A 17,160-nucleotide genomic window follows, 5' to 3' on the forward strand; every position below is an offset into this window, starting at 1 on the left:
AGTACTATTATTTAAAATATGATTTCTCTTGGTGGTTTTTTATTGCTTTTCTTGATAACCAAATTCCTAGTACAAGAGAAACAAAGGCACCAATCCATATCCCAGGTACAAAATCAATAAAAAGAAAGAAATCGTAACTTCCATGAAAGCATATTGCTAGTAATAAGCCTATTAAATTATACTTAACTCTATGCTTAGAAAATTTAGCTTTGCCCATAAAATAGCCCATTAAAATGGCAAAAATAGCATGGGCAGGAACAGCTGTAAAAGCACGCGTTATCCCAGTTTGTAATCCACCTTCAAAGACATAAAATAAATTTTCTGTAGCAGCAAATCCCATAGACACCATTACGGCATACATAATACCATCAAAAGGTTCGTTAAAAGCATTATTGGGTTGAGCAAAATAACGTACAATAACATATTTACTAAATTCTTCTGTTACCCCAACTACCAAAAAGGCTTTAATAAATTGTTGTAAGACACTATAATCGTCTAAAATTAGTGTGTAATCATAGAATATAGAGATTATAGTAGTAATAATTACACTTACAAAAGCACCAAGTAAAAAGTTGTAAAATAATAAGGTTTTTGGTTCTTTCTCATATTTATCTTTATTGTAAATATAAACGATTACAACAACAATAGGTGCGAGAGCCAAAAGAAGAAGATTCATGTTTTTTTTGGCAAGTATATTTAAAAAATAGTTGAGGATATAATTTTTGTCTATAAACAACTCGGTTAATACTGTAAATAAGTAAAAATATGAGTGTTTTTTGAAGTGTTTTTTATATTCGTATTTAACGTTTATGCATACGGACAGTTAGTATTTACTATCATTATATTTAGATTTTAAACTATACAATATTTTTATTGAGTTCTAGCTTCTTCAATAAGATATTAAACTGTTCAAGTATGATGCTAACAACTATAAAATAAATTGAAATCATCATTTTTACAAACAAAACTAAACACTATATATTTTCTTGAATAGCCTCAAGTACTTGTAAATAATATGCTTTATTAGAAGGCACAAAATAGTCGTTAGTTTCACTATTTGCTAAAAGGTCTTCAAATTCACTAATAGTAACTAATTGTATCGCTTCAACTTCTTCCTCTTGGGGTTTTAAGGTTTTTATATCCTGTTTCAATTCGGCAATATATGTATGATGGAATTCATTGTCTTTAATACCCGAATCATAACTTTGAAAACAATTAAAAACACCAATTTTTTTTAAATCAGATTCGGTTAGTGTTAAACTAAGTTCTTCTTGAGTTTCACGTAAGGCTGCTGTTTCAATAGTTTCATCTGCATCTACATGTCCAGCTACCGAGATATCCCACATTCCTGGACAAATCGCTTTTTTATAACTGCGTTGCGCTAATAAAATTTCTCCTTTCGCTGTGTATAACCAAATATGTGCTGTATTATGTAAATAACCTTTGGTATGAATTTCAGACTTTAAAGCTGTTTTTCCTGTTGGTTTATAATCTCTGGATACAATGTCTATGATTTCGTCCATAATTTAAAGAAAAAAGCCTCAGAATACTCTGAGGCTGAATTAATTTTTTATTTAAAATAACTAAATGTTTCACCTTCTTCAATATTTAAAAGTGATTCATAAATTAATTTTATTACATGTTCTACATCTTCGCGGTGTACCATTTCTACCGTAGTATGCATATAACGAAGCGGTAAAGAGATTAGGGCAGAAGCAACACCACCATTGCTATAGGCAAAAGCGTCTGTATCTGTTCCTGTTGCTCTAGACAAAGCTGAACGCTGAAAAGGAATTTTATTTTTCTCTGCAGTATCTGTAATTAAGTCTCTTAATTTTTGTTGTACAGCTGGTGCGTAAGCGATAACAGGACCTAAACCTAGTTCTAAATGACCTTCTTTTTTTCTATCAATCATTGGTGTGGTGGTATCATGGGTTACATCGGTAACAATAGCCACATTAGGTTTTATTGTTTGTGTAATCATTTCGGCACCACGAAGTCCAATTTCCTCCTGTACAGAATTTGTAATGTATAAACCAAAAGGTAGCGTTTTCTTATTTTCTTTTAATAAACGTGCAACTTCAGCAATCATAAACCCGCCCATTCTGTTATCTAATGCACGACATACAAATTTGTCTCCGTTTAAAATATGAAATTCGTCTGGATATGTAATGACACAGCCCACATGAACCCCCATTTTTTTTACTTCTTCTTTATCTTTTGCTCCAACATCTATTGTAATGTTATCTGGCTTAGGCGTTTCTTCTTTAGATTTATCTCTAGTATGAATTGCAGGCCAACCAAATACACCTTTTACGATACCATTTTTAGTATGAATATTTACCAATTTACTTGGTGCTATTTGGTGATCGCTACCACCATTTCTTACCACATAAATTAATCCGTTATCAGAAATGTAATTTACATACCAAGAAATTTCATCGGCATGTCCTTCAATAACAACCTTATAAGGTGCATCTGGATTTATAACACCAACAGCTGTTCCATAAGTATCCGTAATAAATTCGTCTACATAAGGTTTTAAATAATCCATCCATAGCTTTTGCCCAGTCCATTCGTATCCTGTAGGGGCTGCATTATTTAAATATGTTTCTAAAAAGTCTAACGATTTTTTATTTAATATACTCTTCTTTGCCATTTGTAATTGTTTTGCATAAAAATAATAATATTAATGCGATTTTAATGTTATAAGCGAGGTAAATTATTAATTTTGGAATAGTTTTTTTTGCTTCAATATTTTATGAAAATAGTATTATATATTTTACTCTTTAGTCCATTTTTTGTTTGGTCTCAAATTAATGAGATTGAACAGGATAGTCTTCAAAATATTTATATTAAAGTTGAAGGCGATTCTATTTTTAAAAATAGTATTAATTTAGATGAAGTCTTTCTTCTTAATAAAATTGAATTTACAGATAGAAAAGAACATATTCAGTATATTATTTTACGCAGAAAAACGATGAAGGTTTACCCATATGCTAAAATGGCTTCTGAACGTTTACAAGAATTGAAACTACGATTAGATAAATTAGATCGTAACAGTGATAAAAAAAGATATACAAAACAAGTTCAACATTATTTAGAAGATGAATTTACTGCTGAACTTAAAAAACTAACACGTACTGAGGGGCAGATCTTAGTAAAACTTATTCATAGACAAACAGGAATTACAACTTTCGATTTAATAAAAAACTTACGTAGCGGATGGCGTGCCTTTTGGTTTAATAACACCGCCAGATTATTTGATATTTCTCTAAAAGAAGAATTCGATCCGATTGCATCTAAAGAAGATTATTTTATTGAAGATATTTTGCAACGTTGTTTTCTTAATAATAGATTAGAGCGTCAAAACTCTGTATTAGATTTCGATTTTTATGAAGCAGAGCACAAATGGTCTGGACGTTTAAAGCATATTAAAAAATGAAAATACAATCGCCTTTAGAAGAACGACTAAATACGATTACTCATGCTTTTGGAGCGTTACTGGGCATTATAGGTTTAGGATTTCTTTTATATTATAACGAGCAAAAAACAGCTTGGACCATATTTAGTGTTGTGATTTATGGAATATCCATTATTGTATTGTTTTCGGCTTCAGCGTTATACCATTCGGTAACTAAAGATACACACAAGCATTATTTGCGTATTTTAGACCATATAAGCATTTATTTATTAATAGCAGGCACCTATTCTCCGGTCCTTTTAATTACATTAAAGGATAGTTTAGGTTGGAATTTATTCTGGACAGTATGGGGAATAGCAGCATTCGGATTTATATTAAAACTATTTTTTACCGGAAAATTCGAATTATTTTCAACCTTACTATATCTAATAATGGGGTGGCTTATTGTTTTCGACTTTAGTAATTTAGTCCAAAACATTGGTAGTCAAGGGGTGTCTCTTCTTATTGCAGGTGGCGTATTTTATACGGTAGGAATTGTGTTTTTCATAGTTAACAAAATTCCATATAATCATGTAATCTGGCACTTATTTGTTTTAGCAGGAGCCATATGTCATTTTTTTATGATCTTTCTATATGTAATATAAAGTAGGTTTAATCTTTTAAAATATCTTCATAATCCTCGAAAAAGGATTCAAATTTAGACATCTTATCATTAAAGAATTCCATAACATCTTGCCATGTATTTTTATTATGTATAGATACTTTTTGATCTAGAGGAACATAAATTCTGGAGATTTCTTTTTCGTTATCTAGTAAAAACTCTTCCTCAAAAAGCGCATCAGGTAAATAATCTTCTTTTAAAATAGACTTTAAAGATTCTAATTTTTCCCAATGTTTAATTCTGTTTTCAAGATCTTCTTCAACATCTAGGGTTACAAATGCACTTTTAGTATCAAAAAAAAACTTAAAGCTAAAGCCTTTAATTTTAGTATTGTATAAAATCCATTTTCTAGGAAATGATTTCCCGAAACTGGTCCAAAATAATTCTCTTAATTGTCTTGATTCTTCTTTACTAAACATAATTTATACGGCGTAAGCGATTGCAACTCCTGCGAAAATAGAAATTAATTTTGTTAAATTAAATTTATGATCTTCGTTGCTTTCAAACAAAATAGTTGTAGAAATATGGAAAAAGATCCCGATTACAATGGCATTTATAAAGGGAATATAACTTTCTACTAAAGTTAAATGATTTGATATAAAAGTCCCCAGAGGTGTCATAATCATAAATATAGTAAGGAATACAGCAGACTGTTTTTTACTATAATGCGATTGAATTAAAAACGTAGTTATTAAAGCTGCAATTGGAATTTTATGAATTAAAACCCCGTAAACCATATCGTTATGTTGATGTATTGGAAAGCCTTCTAAAAAACTATGAATACATAAACTAATAAATAATAACCATGGAAAAGTTGTGTCGTTTTTATGAACATGCATATGGCCATGTTCTGCACCTTTAGAAAAGAATTCAAGTACAATTTGTAATAGAATTCCAAACATGATAAATAATCCCGTTTGTTTAGATTCTAAGTGATGATAAACTTCTGGCAATAACTCAAATAAAGTTAACGCCAACAAAAAAGCACCACTAAACGACAATAATAATTTAGTATTTAATGCAGGTTTAGTCTTGCTTATAACGGCAAGAATAACCCCCAAAATAACGGCAATAATAGGAAGTAAATATGAATTCATTATTTAAAAAGCATAACTAATCTTTCAGATGTGTTTACATCAAATTTTTGTAATTTATAATTACCAAACACCTCAATTAAATGGGCATCGGCAGCTTCAAAAAGGGCTTCAAAATCTTTTAATGTTAAAGCTCTTACACGTTCTTGGTAGTTGTAATCTTTACCTTCAAAATTAAAAGAAATATCTTTAATAATATGTCCATTTTCAACATAGCGTTTTAAATAGAATGTTATATCGTCTACAACTTTAGTTTCTTCTGGTACCAAATTAGCAATTACATAATCTGGATTCATAAAATCGATTACACCAATACCATAGTCGTTTAAATCACTCTTAATGGCTTTAATGGTTTTTAAATTATCTTCATCTTCATCAAAATAACCAAAACTAGTAAAGAGGTTAAAAACCGCATCGAACGTTTCTTTAAACGTTGTGCGCATATCGTGAACTTCAAATTGAAGCGTTTCATTTTCAAATTGTTTAGCGTAATCTATACTGTTTTCAGATAAATCTGCACCAACAACATGATATCCTAAAGAATTTAAATAAATAGAATGCCTTCCTTTTCCACACGCTAAGTCTAAAATTTTACCATCTTCAGCAATATTTAAGTAGTTTGTTAAGGTGTCCATGAATAACTGCGCTTCACGGTCGTCTCTATTTTTGTATAATATGTGGTAAAAAGGGGTGTCAAACCACGATACATACCAGGTTGTGTTATCTTTTATCATTTCTAAACTATGTAGGGTGCAAAAATACTGTATTTTTGTCTTCTATTTAAAGTAAATAATGGAGAATAATTTTAAAATGGTTGCCAAAACCTTATTTGGCTTTGAAGAATTATTAGCAAAAGAATTAACTCAGTTAGGTGCACTAGACGTTGAAGTAGGTGTAAGAAACGTAAGTTTTGTTGGCGATAAGGGCTTTATGTATAAAGCTAACTTAGGGTTAAGAACGGCTATTAAAATATTAAAACCAATACGAACTTTTCGGGTGGTTACAGAACAAGACATTTACGACAATGTCTATAAAATGCAGTGGGAGAATTATTTAAAACCTACAGGAACTCTAGCAATTGATGCTACGGTTAATTCTGAAGTGTTTACGCATTCCTTATATATTGCACAGAAAACTAAAGATGCAATTGTAGATAAATTTAGAAATACAACAGGTGTAAGACCTAATGTAGATTTAAAATTCCCTGATTTAAAAGTTAATATCCACATCGATAGAGAAAAGTGTACTATTTCTTTAGACAGTTCTGGAGATTCTTTACATAAACGTGGCTATAAAACAGCGACAAACATTGCACCAATAAACGAAGTTTTAGCAGCAGGTTTAATTATGCATTCTGGTTGGGATGGACAAAGTGATTTTATGGATCCAATGTGTGGTTCTGGAACTATTTTAGTTGAAGCCGCTATGATTGCTTGTAATATACCGCCAAACTTAATGCGTAAAGAATTTGCGTTTGAACGTTGGGAAGATTGGGACGTCGAGTTGTTTGAAAAAATTGAAACTTCGCTTTTATCTAAAACACGTGATTTTCATCATAAAATTATGGGTTACGATAAGTCTCCATCTGCGGTAACTAAAGCCATAGAAAATGTAAAAAACGCCCATTTAGAAGAATTTATTTCGGTTAAACATGAAGATTTCTTTAAAACTCGAAAAGGAGGAAGTGAGAAATTGCATATGTTATTTAATCCGCCTTATGGTGAGCGATTAAATATTGAAATGGAAGATTTTTATAAAAGCATAGGGGACACGTTAAAGCAAAACTATCCAGGAACAGATGCTTGGTTAATTACATCTAACTTAGAAGCTTTAAAATGTGTTGGATTGAGACCATCAAGAAAAATAAAACTTTTTAATGCCAAATTAGAATCACGTTTTGTAAAATATGTGATGTATGAAGGTAGTAAAAAAGCAAAAAAGCAAGTGTAAACACTTGCTTTTTTTTAATTTCGATTCTATAATTGTTTAAATATAATATTTTTTAAACGCTGTACATTTCATTTTTTGTCTACCTACAGAGACATCAGCCATTAAACCGCCTTTTGTCTTTGTGAATATGGCAATACCTTCAGAATATGTAGCAGATTTACTCACATCTTTTATTCTCGCTTTATCTCTTTCTGGTGTACTTATAAGATTTAGTAATCTTGAATTTATACGATTGATAACTTTATTATAATAAAGTAAAAAGACTAACCCCTAATGTTATACGTTTAGCAGGACATTAGGGGTTAGAAAAGAGATTAAAATTAAATATTTTTATTATTTATCTTTTTTATATAAAGGGATTAAATAGGTAATGGAGTATCCATAACCAAAACCAATGTCTACACTATCATAGGTTTTATAATAACCAGGAATGTAAAGGTTTTCAAAATTATCGAGTTCACTTTCTGAAAGCAAAATTTTGAATTCTACGTGAGCTCCAATATATAAATTAGAGACAATTTCTACTTTTAATCCACCAATTAATTCAGCCCATACTGCTGTTAAACCATCTTGTTCAATAGAATCTGAAGATGAATATTGAGGCGCCCAATATTGATTTTCTGTATAAACTGTATAGCTATTTAACGTTTGGCTAAATGTACTTGCTCCAACACGAAAACCAGTATAAATCATGTTTTTCATATCTAACCAATTCTGATAAGCATTATAATCTATACCTGCTTTAAAATAGGTGCCTTTAGTGGTAACATCATAATAATCGGTGTTTGTATTTTCATTTTCTGCACCAAATTCTCCAGCGATATATAAGTTTTTCGAGAGTCTATAATCTCCCATAATTTCAAAACCTTCATAATCGTCTTCAAAAGCTGTTCGTGCAAGTTTACTTAATTCTAAACCAATACGTAAACCGTATTTTTCTTTTATTTTAATAGAATCTTTAGTGGCTTGCTTAATACTATCGTTTTGAGCCGTAAGCGTTGTGCTAAAAAGAAAAAAACTAAAACTAGTACTAATGATAAAATTTAAAATGTTGTTCAGTCTCATCTTCTACAGATTGGTTATCGTCCACAGATCGTATTAATTGTATCCAATTATCACTATCTGGTTCTAAATTTATACTTACATTTCTATACACCGTTTTATACCCACAAGCACGAGATACATATACTTCTTCCATTTCATATGTTATAGTAATAATATCTTCGTTACCTGTTACAGTATCATCGCTATCGTCATCTGGTGTATCATTATCATCTAAAACATACTCTTCGTAAAGCGAATATTGTGTACTGTTTTCTGTTGTTTTAAGCGGAATTGCAATAGAGTCTGTAGCTACAATCTCGTAGTCTGTTAACACATCGTCGTTTCCTACACCTTGTACATATAAATTGGTTACATCTAATAACTCATCCGTGTTAGGATTTGTTACATCATAAAACCGAATAATTAAACTAGGTGTTGTTTCTGTATCGTTAGAGCAGATATCGTCTTTTTCACAGCCAAAAAAACATAGAGCTAGCAAAAGAATAATTACAAATGAATGTTTCATAAATGATTTATCTTTTTTCTAAAAGTACAACATTTTCTACGTGATGTGTTTGCGGAAACATATCTACAGCTTGTGTTTTAGTCACTTTATACACTTCATCCATTAATGCTAAATCACGAGCTTGAGTAGCGCTATTACAACTAACATATACAATTTTTTTAGGAGAAACATTCAATAACATTTCTACCACATCTTTATGCATACCATCTCTTGGAGGGTCTGTAATTATAACATCTGGATGTCCATGAGTGGTAATAAATTCTGTATTAAACACATTTTTCATATCACCTACATAGAAATCTACATTGTCTATATTATTAGCTTTTGCATTTTCTTTGGCCGCTAATATAGCATCTGGTACAGCTTCTACACCAACTACTTTTTTTGCGTTTTTAGCAACGAATTGGGCAATAGTACCTGTTCCTGTATATAAATCATAAACCAATTCTTGGCCTGTTAAACCTGCAAATTCGCGAGCAACTTTATATAATTCGTATGCTTGATCTGAATTTGTTTGATAAAAAGATTTGGCATTAATTTTAAATTTTAAACCTTCCATATCTTCAAAGATATGATCACGTCCACTAAAACATACAATGTCCTGATCGTAAATCGTGTCGTTAGCTTTGGTATTTATAACATAAAGTAAAGACGTAATTTCAGGGAATGCTTCAGCAAGATAATTTAGTAATAATTCACGTTTTTCTTTATCTTCTTTAAAGAATTGAATTAATATCATTAATTCTCCAGTAGATGCTGTACGTATCATTAATGTACGTAATAATCCGGTTTGATTTCTTGTATTAAAAAATTCCAAATCGTTTTCAATAGCAAATGCTTTTACGGCATTTCTAATAGCATTTGAAGGATCTGCTTGTAAATGACATTTATTAATGTCTAAAATTTTATCCCACATACCTGGAATATGAAATCCTAATGCATTTTTATCACCTAAATCTTCATCAGACTGAATTTCTTCTAACGTTAACCATCGGCTATCACTAAAAGAAAATTCCATTTTGTTTCTGTAAAAATACTGTTCTGCAGAACCTAAAATAGGAGAGACCTCTGGTAGTTCTATATGACCTAAACGACGTAAGTTGTTTTCAACTTCTTTTTGTTTGTAAAATAGCTGCCAGTTATAATCCATATCTTGCCATTTACACCCACCACAAACACCAAAATGCTCGCATGCTGGAGTTGTACGTTTATCAGACAATTTATGAAAAACCGTAGCTTTACCTTCGTAGTATGCTTTACGTTTTTTATAAGTTTGAATATCTACGACATCGCCTGGTACGGCATTTGGTAAAAAAATGACTGCTCCCTCTGGAGATTTTGCGATGGTTTTCCCTTTTGCTCCTGCATCAAGGACTTCTATATTTGTAAAAACTTGTTTTCTATTTCTTCTAGACATGCGACAAAAATAAGGTGTTTTTAGCTTTTGTTTACACGTCTTCACATATTTTTTAGAAACGAATTGCATTTTTAAATGAATATAATGTAGAATGCATTTAAAAATGTAACATATTATTTTAATCCGCTTTTTATATTTAGTAATTTGCAAACAGTTTAATGGATGATTTCTCTCCATCTCAAAATTTTATAATTAATTAGAGACAAGGTAGGAATAGAAAATTATCAATTTAAAATATATTAAAATGGCTGTTTTAGACCAATTAACTTCTCAGCAAGCAATTGACTTAGAAAACCAATACGGTGCACACAATTATCATCCGCTACCTGTAGTACTAACAAAAGGCGAAGGCGTTTTTGTTTGGGATGTAGAAGGCAAAAAGTATTACGATTTTTTATCGGCATACTCTGCGGTAAATCAAGGACACTGTCACCCCAAAATTGTGGGAGCAATGATAGAGCAAGCCCAACAATTAACATTAACATCTCGTGCATTTTATAATGACATGCTAGGGAAATACGAAAAATTTGCTTGTGAATATTTCGGTTTCGATAAATTATTACCCATGAATACTGGTGCAGAAGCTGTAGAAACAGCTTTAAAACTTTGTAGAAAATGGGCTTACGAAGTTAAGGGTGTTGAAGAAAATGAAGCTGAAATTATAGTATGCGAAAATAATTTTCATGGACGTACTACAACAATAATCTCTTTTTCTAACGATCCTATAGCTCGTGAAAATTTTGGTCCGTTTACAAATGGATTTATTAAAATTGAATACGATAATTTAAAAGAGCTAGAAGCTGCATTAAAAAACAATCCTAACGTAGCCGGATTCCTAGTCGAACCTATTCAAGGTGAAGCAGGAGTGTATGTACCAAGCGAAGGATATTTATCTAAAGCTAAAGCGTTATGCGAAAAATATAATGTTTTATTTATTGCAGATGAAGTGCAAACTGGTATTGCTAGAACGGGACAATTATTAGCTGTAAATCATGAAAATGTAAAACCAGATTTACTAATTCTTGGTAAAGCATTAAGCGGAGGAGCTTATCCTGTAAGTGCGGTTTTAGCAGATAATGTGGTTATGGATGTCATTAAACCAGGTAACCACGGAAGTACTTTTGGAGGTAATCCTATTGCTGCAGCTGTAGCTATTGCTGCACTTAATGTAGTTACAGATGAAGGTTTAGCAAAAAATGCTGAAGTTTTAGGACAATTGTTTAGAAGTGAATTAAATAAATATATTGAAGTTAGTTCTATAGCAAAATTAGTTAGAGGTAAAGGCTTATTAAATGCCATTGTAATTGATGAAGATGAAAATAGCGAAACCGCTTGGAACATTTGTTTAGCACTTCGTGATAACGGATTGTTAGCCAAACCAACACACGGAAACATTATCCGTTTTGCTCCGCCTTTAGTTATGAATAGAGAGCAATTATTAGATTGTGTATCTATAATAGTTAAAACTTTAAAACAATTTGAAAAGTAGATTTTCGAATAAATTCTAATAAAAAAAGCGATTCTTTAATTTAAAGAATCGCTTTTTTTATTTATAAGAAGATGTTTAAAGTTTTTTAAACTTCATTTCCACCTGCTTCAATACCTTGTTGTATTTGTTGAATTTGTTCTGTCATGACATCCCAATCGGTAGTCGCAATATTGTAAATAGAATACAATACAAATAAACCGTTTAGTATTAAGACAATCATGGCTATTGTTTTTGCAGTATTCATCCCTTCAATATTATCATAATTTTCAGGATTCAGTTCTACATCTTTTAAACTGTTATGTGCCATATAAAAGGCAATACCAGCAGGAATAACACCCATACCTGCAAAACAGCAACACATAAGTCCTAAAATTGATAACAGGTAAATTGGTGTGGTTTTTAAATAATTTCTTTCCATAGTTGTACTAAAGGTTTGTGGTTGATAGTTTAATTATATAACTAAGTACAATAATAACGATATTAATAATAAAAAGCCATTTTTTAATAGTTTCTTGACCTTTAAAAGACTTGAATATATTGAAGACTAAAAAGGCCGTAAAAAGAATAAGCGTATAAATTGCAGGATACATTTTAAAAGCAGCAATAAAATTGCCATTTAAAATTAAGGCAACCGAACGCTGCAAACCACAGCCCAAACAATCGAAGCCTAAGAATTTTTTAGTTAAACATGGGAGCATGTAATCTTCTGGAGAAAACATAAATAGTTGGGTTTAGAATTACAAATATAAATTATAATCATGCAATTTATATAGAAGAATTTGAAACTACTTTATATAAAATTGTAATTTTGATTTTTAATCTGAAACTAAAATCATGAAATCGTCCCAAACCTTAAACTATATATTAATTATCTTCGGAATACTTGTGGCTATGTATGCCAAAGTAGATGACTCTGAAAACACATACCTCTTAATTCTAGGTATTTGTTGTTTGCTTTTTGGGGTATTTAAAATCTCGCAAACTATTCCAAGTAAAAAAGATCAAGACGATAATTTTATTAAAGAAGATGAATAATATGAATTTTAAAAAAGGAGATACTGTTTCTGTTTTAGATGAAGATATGTCTGGAACTGTTTTAAAAGTTGATGGAACTACCGTTTCTATTGAAACTATAGATGGATTTATGTTAAATTTTGAAACTCACGAACTCATTAAAATTAATACAGATCCGCATTTAGATTCTCAGATTTTTAGAGCGAGTTCTTTAAGCCAAGTTATTTCAGAAAAGGAAGAATATAAACCTAGAAAATCGGTTAAAATTAAACCTAAAGAACGTTTTGAGCCCACTATGGAAGTCGATTTACATATCCATAATTTGGCAAAATCGACTAAAAATATGGGAAATTACGATATGCTAACGTTACAGTTAGATACCGCTAAATTTAAGTTAGAATTTGCTATAAAAAACAGAATTCAGAAAGTAGTTTTTATTCATGGCGTAGGTGAAGGTGTGCTTAAAATGGAATTAGAGTACTTATTTAATCATTACGATAATGTGAAATTTTACGATGCCAATTATCAAAAATATGGAGTAGGAGCAACAGAGGTTTATATCTTTCAAAATGTAAAATAAAGATTATAAAAAAGCGACCATATTTTAAATAAATATGGTCGCTTTTTTATGTAATAAATATTGAGTTATTCTTTTATCTCTTTTACGTCTTCATCCGAGACACAACTAAATAAACACTTTTGTTTTATTAAACTAGAGACTCCTTCTGGCAACATAGCTTCCCAACCAGGTTCGTTATTAGCAATCATTCTTAATACTTCTCTAGAGAATACAGATAAGATAGTCTGATCGTAATCGGTAATATCTACCACTTTACCATTGTATTTAAAGAACTTGTATAATTCTTTCATACGTGGGTGCACTTTTAAGTTTTCACTATCTGTTAAATGTCCGTTTTCGTCTGTCATTGGATACAGATACACACGCAGATCTTTAAAGAATAATTTTCCGAAAGCTTCCAAAATTCCACCGCTTAAATGGCGGTAATATTTTTCATCGAATATATCGACTAGGTTATTTACTCCCATAGCTAATCCCATACGGTTTTTAGTATATTGAGAGAAGTATTCTACTAATTTATAATACTCTTGGAAATTAGATATTAATACCGTTTGGCCTAAAGAACAAAGCAGTTTAGCGCGATCTAAGAAATCTTGTTCATCAATTTCTCCTTCAGCACGTAGGTTAGATAAAGTGATCTCAAAAATAACTTTAGTATTATTTTCGTCAACCTTATTCTCCTTAATAAACATTTCGTACGATTTATGAAACATATCCATGTTTACTTTCGTAACAGGTCTATAACTTCCGCGTAGTGCTAAAATATTTTTCTTATATAAAACTCGAGCAGGTAAAACGTTGTTTCCGTCTGGATCAAACATTACAGCATCAGTCATACCATTTTTTACCAACTGTAAACTCATTAATCGGTTATCTACATTTTCAAAAATAGGTCCCGAGAAGTTTATGGTATCAATTTCAATCTGATCTTTATCTAAATGATCGTATAAATAGCGTAATAATTTTTTAGGCTCGTTATACTTATAAAATGCTCCGTAAATAAGGTTTGTACCTAATACACCAAGTGTTTCTTGTTGTAATCTAGCATCTGTTTCTTTAAATCTAAGGTGTAACGTAATTTCGTTATAATCTTGATCTGGAGCGACCTGATAACGTAGTCCAACCCAACCGTGTCCCTTAAATTGTTTTGCAAAATCGATAGTAGTTACCGTGTTTGCAAAAGAGAAAAACATTTTATTAGGATGCTTATCTCGTGTAATACGTTCTTCAATCAATCTAATTTCGTGATCAAGCATTTTCATTAAACGCGCCTCGGTAACATATCTACCATCTTTTTCAACTCCGTAAACAGCATCACTAAAAGATTTATCATAAGCAGACATAGCCTTTGCTATAGTTCCAGAGGCTCCTCCAGCTCTAAAAAAGTGTCGAACAGTCTCTTGACCTGCCCCAATTTCAGCAAACGTACCATAAATGTTTTCATTTAAATTGATTCGAAGTGCTTTCGTTTTTAACGAAGGTATGTCTTCAATCTTTTTGTCTCCTATCAGGGTGATTTCCATGTATAATTGTAGATTAGAATAAATGTATCTCTTACAAAGGTATTAAATTAGCCTACTAAACAAAAAAATAAGTCTATTTTTGTAGTAAATCTTTAACAGTTTTGAAAATCACTTTTTTAGGCACCGGAACATCCCAAGGTGTCCCCATTATTGGTAGTAATCACCCCGTTTGTTTAAGTCATGATACTAAAGATAAACGGCTTCGTGTCTCGGTTTTAATTGAATGGGATGACTTTTGTTATGTGGTAGATTGTGGTCCTGATTTTAGGCAACAAATGCTTACTAATCATGTAAATAAAATTGATGGTATTTTATTTACTCACGAACATGCAGATCATACGGCTGGTTTAGACGATATTAGACCATTTTTTTTTCGGCAAGGTAATATAGATATTTATGGACATAAACGTGTTTTAGATTCTTTAGCAATACGTTTTGATTATATTTTTACAACAGAAAATAAATATCCAGGAGCACCAAGTGTAGATTCTCATGAAATTACTAATACTTCGTTTAAACTGAAAAATTTAGACATTATGCCTATAAATGGAATGCATAATAAACTACAAGTTTTCGGATTTAGATTCAAGGATTTTGCTTATTTAACCGATATGAAAACGATAGCAGATTCTGAAATAGAGAAATTAAAAGGCGTGAAAGTTTTAGTCGTAAATGCATTAAGAATAGAACCTCATATTTCCCATTTTAATTTAGAAGAGGCTTTAGATTTTATTAATAAAGTACAACCTGAAAAAGCCTATTTAACACATATAAGTCACTTGCTAGGTTTTCATAAAACCGTAGAAAAAAACTTACCAAAACACGTATATTTAGCTTACGATAACCTACAAATAACTATATAATGAAACAGAGAATTTTTATGTACCTGTTTATCTTTTCATTACTTCTTATTTTATTTCAATATGTAAATGCCAAGAATGTTTTTGAAGATGATATTCGAACCATTGAAAAAAGTAATGCCAAAGTCGAAACCTTAACAGATTCTATTGCTGTTTTACATGATAAAATTTTTGAATTATCGCACTTCAATATTGATCAAAATGAAGATGCAATTACCTATTTTGAAAACAAAGGTTTAGATGTAGAAGCATTAGTTCCATTTATTAAAGATGAAATTTACAGTAATAATGTAAGAGGAGGAAATCCTTTAATTCCATATGCAGCAAATGAGGGTAAAACCATGCTGATTAATTCTATTAAAATTCTAAATCATAAATGGCTAATTGCCGATTTCTCTGATGGTATTTTTTGGGGAGAACTTTTAGTGAAGTATGAAGTAATTAATCAGAATGAAGTGACTTTTAATGTAATAGATTCTTTATTATATCCGCTTCGTTAATTACTTTATTTCTTTAAAGAACACATAAAAAAAGTGTCGAAAATCATATTTAAATGATTTTCGACACTTTTTTATTATTAGAATATATATTTTAAATTGGATCTAAATGAATTTAGATAACCATGTTTTTAAATCCTTAAAATTTTGTGGTGCCACACCATGTCCCACAGGATATTCGTGGTATTCGTGTTTAATATGTAATCCATCTAAAATACCAGGCGTTTTTCTAGCCCAATCTACCGGTATTACTTGATCTACACTACCATGAGAACAGAAGAAATTTAAATGCTTATAATCTTCTGTATTATGGTTTGTTGGAATAATTTCAGAATTCACATACCCACTTAAAGCTATAATATTATTTACTTTTTCCGGATACGTTAATGCCACAGCATAACTTAAAATACTACCTTGACTAAAGCCTAAAAGCGTTACATTGTCTTTATTTACAGGATAATTTTCTTTAGCTTCATCTATAAATTTAGAAATTAAATCTCGAGATGTTCTGGCTTGATCATCGTCACTCCATTTTCCATTTTGTTCATCAAAATTAATAGCATACCAAGCATTGCCGTAAGGTTGCATGGCAAATGGTGCACGTACTGAAATAATAAACAGCTCTTCTGGTAATTCTGATGCAAATGAGAACAAGTCGTTTTCGTCGCTACCATAACCATGAAACATGATTAAAAGTGGTGCGTTTTCCTTCAATATTGAAGGTCGTGTAATATGATATAAACTAAGGTCTTTCATTTTATCTAACATTTCTAAACCAGTCTTGAAAATATTCACCAATATATGGAATTGGTTTCTTTTGTCCTATAATTACATGGTAAAACGCATATAGCCAACATGCAAATGTGATAAACCAACATACGGTGCCTAACCAACTATTTAAATATTTTTCAATAAGCTGAGATACAGAAAGCATAATTACTAATCCTAGCATTTGTCTAATATGGTAAGATGTAAATGTATTGCGCTTTTCAAGATTCATTATAATGGCAATAATTAACCCTACAAAAGTTAAATAACTAATTACGGCTAAATTTTTGCCCTCATTAATGGTTTGTTTCAT

Annotated in this window: 23 protein-coding genes; 8 read left to right on the forward strand and 15 right to left on the reverse strand. The window is 30.8% G+C overall.

Translation table 11 applies throughout. The features are described 5' to 3' along the window. Positions 1-7: 7 nt before the first annotated feature. The 3 genes from Q1B05_RS08085 to Q1B05_RS08095 form a co-directional block, all read right to left on the reverse strand. Positions 8-676 (reverse strand): PrsW family glutamic-type intramembrane protease, encoded by a 669-nt coding sequence (locus Q1B05_RS08085; RefSeq protein ID WP_299779436.1) that lies wholly within the window; start codon positions 674-676, stop codon positions 8-10. A 298-nt stretch (positions 677-974) separates the two neighbouring features. Continuing rightward, positions 975-1,523, reverse strand: coding sequence for an NUDIX domain-containing protein (locus Q1B05_RS08090; protein ID WP_299779438.1), 549 nt, complete (start codon positions 1,521-1,523; stop codon positions 975-977). A gap of 47 nt (positions 1,524-1,570) precedes the next feature. After that, complete coding sequence (locus tag Q1B05_RS08095; RefSeq protein WP_299779440.1) at positions 1,571-2,659, reverse strand: M42 family metallopeptidase; 1,089 nt, start codon at positions 2,657-2,659, stop codon at positions 1,571-1,573. Positions 2,660-2,761: 102 nt separating this feature from the next. On the opposite strand from Q1B05_RS08095, the gene Q1B05_RS08100 reads away from it, so the two are divergent. Beyond that, the gene (locus Q1B05_RS08100) at positions 2,762-3,445 is read left to right on the forward strand and encodes a DUF4294 domain-containing protein (protein ID WP_299779442.1); all 684 of its coding nucleotides are present in this window, start codon (positions 2,762-2,764) and stop codon (positions 3,443-3,445) included. Further along, complete coding sequence (locus Q1B05_RS08105) at positions 3,442-4,068, forward strand: hemolysin III family protein (RefSeq protein ID WP_299779444.1); 627 nt, start codon at positions 3,442-3,444, stop codon at positions 4,066-4,068. The genes Q1B05_RS08100 and Q1B05_RS08105 overlap by 4 nt, the downstream gene beginning before the upstream one ends. Positions 4,069-4,075: 7 nt before the next feature. On the opposite strand, the gene Q1B05_RS08110 is transcribed toward Q1B05_RS08105, so the two are convergent. The 3 genes from Q1B05_RS08110 to Q1B05_RS08120 are packed head-to-tail and all read right to left on the reverse strand — an operon-like array spanning position 4,076 to position 5,913. Next, positions 4,076-4,504 (reverse strand): DUF4268 domain-containing protein, encoded by a 429-nt coding sequence (locus Q1B05_RS08110; RefSeq protein ID WP_299779446.1) that lies wholly within the window; start codon positions 4,502-4,504, stop codon positions 4,076-4,078. A gap of 3 nt (positions 4,505-4,507) precedes the next feature. Next, the gene (locus Q1B05_RS08115) at positions 4,508-5,182 is read right to left on the reverse strand and encodes a ZIP family metal transporter (protein ID WP_299779448.1); all 675 of its coding nucleotides are present in this window, start codon (positions 5,180-5,182) and stop codon (positions 4,508-4,510) included. Further along, entirely contained in the window at positions 5,182-5,913 is a 732-nt protein-coding gene (locus Q1B05_RS08120; RefSeq protein WP_299779450.1) for a class I SAM-dependent methyltransferase, read from the reverse strand. Before Q1B05_RS08120 ends, Q1B05_RS08115 begins: the two co-directional genes overlap by 1 nt. Positions 5,914-5,971: 58 nt before the next feature. On the opposite strand from Q1B05_RS08120, the gene Q1B05_RS08125 reads away from it, so the two are divergent. Next, a complete protein-coding gene (locus Q1B05_RS08125; RefSeq protein ID WP_299779452.1) occupies positions 5,972-7,129 on the forward strand; it encodes a THUMP domain-containing protein in 1,158 nt (385 codons plus the stop codon). A 36-nt stretch (positions 7,130-7,165) separates the two neighbouring features. On the opposite strand, the gene Q1B05_RS08130 is transcribed toward Q1B05_RS08125, so the two are convergent. The 4 genes from Q1B05_RS08130 to rlmD all read right to left on the reverse strand — a co-directional run bounded on the left by Q1B05_RS08130 (position 7,166) and on the right by rlmD (position 10,116). Beyond that, complete coding sequence (locus Q1B05_RS08130) at positions 7,166-7,294, reverse strand: hypothetical protein (RefSeq protein ID WP_299779454.1); 129 nt, start codon at positions 7,292-7,294, stop codon at positions 7,166-7,168. 168 nt (positions 7,295-7,462) lie between these two features. Further along, the gene (locus tag Q1B05_RS08135) at positions 7,463-8,194 is read right to left on the reverse strand and encodes a DUF6048 family protein (protein WP_299779456.1); all 732 of its coding nucleotides are present in this window, start codon (positions 8,192-8,194) and stop codon (positions 7,463-7,465) included. After that, positions 8,160-8,699 (reverse strand): DUF6452 family protein, encoded by a 540-nt coding sequence (locus tag Q1B05_RS08140; protein WP_299779458.1) that lies wholly within the window; start codon positions 8,697-8,699, stop codon positions 8,160-8,162. Before Q1B05_RS08140 ends, Q1B05_RS08135 begins: the two co-directional genes overlap by 35 nt. 7 nt (positions 8,700-8,706) lie before the next feature. Further along, on the reverse strand, positions 8,707-10,116 hold the full coding sequence (rlmD, locus tag Q1B05_RS08145) for a 23S rRNA (uracil(1939)-C(5))-methyltransferase RlmD (RefSeq protein WP_299779460.1): 1,410 nt from the start codon (positions 10,114-10,116) through the stop codon (positions 8,707-8,709). 244 nt (positions 10,117-10,360) lie between these two features. Between rlmD and rocD the strand changes: the two genes are divergently transcribed. Next, positions 10,361-11,605, forward strand: coding sequence for an ornithine--oxo-acid transaminase (gene rocD / locus Q1B05_RS08150; RefSeq protein WP_299779462.1), 1,245 nt, complete (start codon positions 10,361-10,363; stop codon positions 11,603-11,605). Positions 11,606-11,690: 85 nt separating this feature from the next. Here the strand turns inward: rocD and Q1B05_RS08155 are convergent, their stop codons facing one another. Together Q1B05_RS08155 and Q1B05_RS08160 are read right to left on the reverse strand one after the other, a co-directional pair. Then, entirely contained in the window at positions 11,691-12,023 is a 333-nt protein-coding gene (locus tag Q1B05_RS08155) for a CCC motif membrane protein (RefSeq protein ID WP_299779464.1), read from the reverse strand. Between the two features lie 7 nt (positions 12,024-12,030). After that, positions 12,031-12,324, reverse strand: coding sequence for a DUF2752 domain-containing protein (locus tag Q1B05_RS08160; protein WP_299779466.1), 294 nt, complete (start codon positions 12,322-12,324; stop codon positions 12,031-12,033). A 115-nt stretch (positions 12,325-12,439) separates the two neighbouring features. On the opposite strand from Q1B05_RS08160, the gene Q1B05_RS08165 reads away from it, so the two are divergent. Further along, positions 12,440-12,640, forward strand: a complete 201-nt coding sequence (locus Q1B05_RS08165) for a hypothetical protein (protein ID WP_299779468.1) — start codon at positions 12,440-12,442, stop codon at positions 12,638-12,640. Between the two features lies 1 nt (position 12,641). After that, positions 12,642-13,199 carry a Smr/MutS family protein gene (locus Q1B05_RS08170; protein WP_299779470.1) on the forward strand — a complete coding sequence of 186 codons (558 nt, stop codon included), beginning with the start codon at positions 12,642-12,644 and terminating at the stop codon, positions 13,197-13,199. A gap of 65 nt (positions 13,200-13,264) precedes the next feature. Here the strand turns inward: Q1B05_RS08170 and Q1B05_RS08175 are convergent, their stop codons facing one another. Continuing rightward, a complete protein-coding gene (locus Q1B05_RS08175; RefSeq protein ID WP_299779472.1) occupies positions 13,265-14,722 on the reverse strand; it encodes a TonB-dependent receptor in 1,458 nt (485 codons plus the stop codon). Between the two features lie 101 nt (positions 14,723-14,823). On the opposite strand from Q1B05_RS08175, the gene Q1B05_RS08180 reads away from it, so the two are divergent. Continuing rightward, the gene (locus Q1B05_RS08180) at positions 14,824-15,585 is read left to right on the forward strand and encodes an MBL fold metallo-hydrolase (protein ID WP_299779474.1); all 762 of its coding nucleotides are present in this window, start codon (positions 14,824-14,826) and stop codon (positions 15,583-15,585) included. Next, positions 15,585-16,082, forward strand: a complete 498-nt coding sequence (locus Q1B05_RS08185; protein ID WP_299779476.1) for a hydrolase — start codon at positions 15,585-15,587, stop codon at positions 16,080-16,082. Before Q1B05_RS08180 ends, Q1B05_RS08185 begins: the two co-directional genes overlap by 1 nt. A gap of 102 nt (positions 16,083-16,184) precedes the next feature. On the opposite strand, the gene Q1B05_RS08190 is transcribed toward Q1B05_RS08185, so the two are convergent. Together Q1B05_RS08190 and Q1B05_RS08195 are read right to left on the reverse strand one after the other, a co-directional pair. Further along, positions 16,185-16,835 (reverse strand): alpha/beta fold hydrolase, encoded by a 651-nt coding sequence (locus Q1B05_RS08190; protein ID WP_299779478.1) that lies wholly within the window; start codon positions 16,833-16,835, stop codon positions 16,185-16,187. A gap of 1 nt (position 16,836) precedes the next feature. Further along, complete coding sequence (locus Q1B05_RS08195; protein WP_299779480.1) at positions 16,837-17,160, reverse strand: hypothetical protein; 324 nt, start codon at positions 17,158-17,160, stop codon at positions 16,837-16,839.

Source organism: uncultured Formosa sp. (assembly GCF_947500765.1).
Classification (GTDB): domain Bacteria; phylum Bacteroidota; class Bacteroidia; order Flavobacteriales; family Flavobacteriaceae; genus Formosa.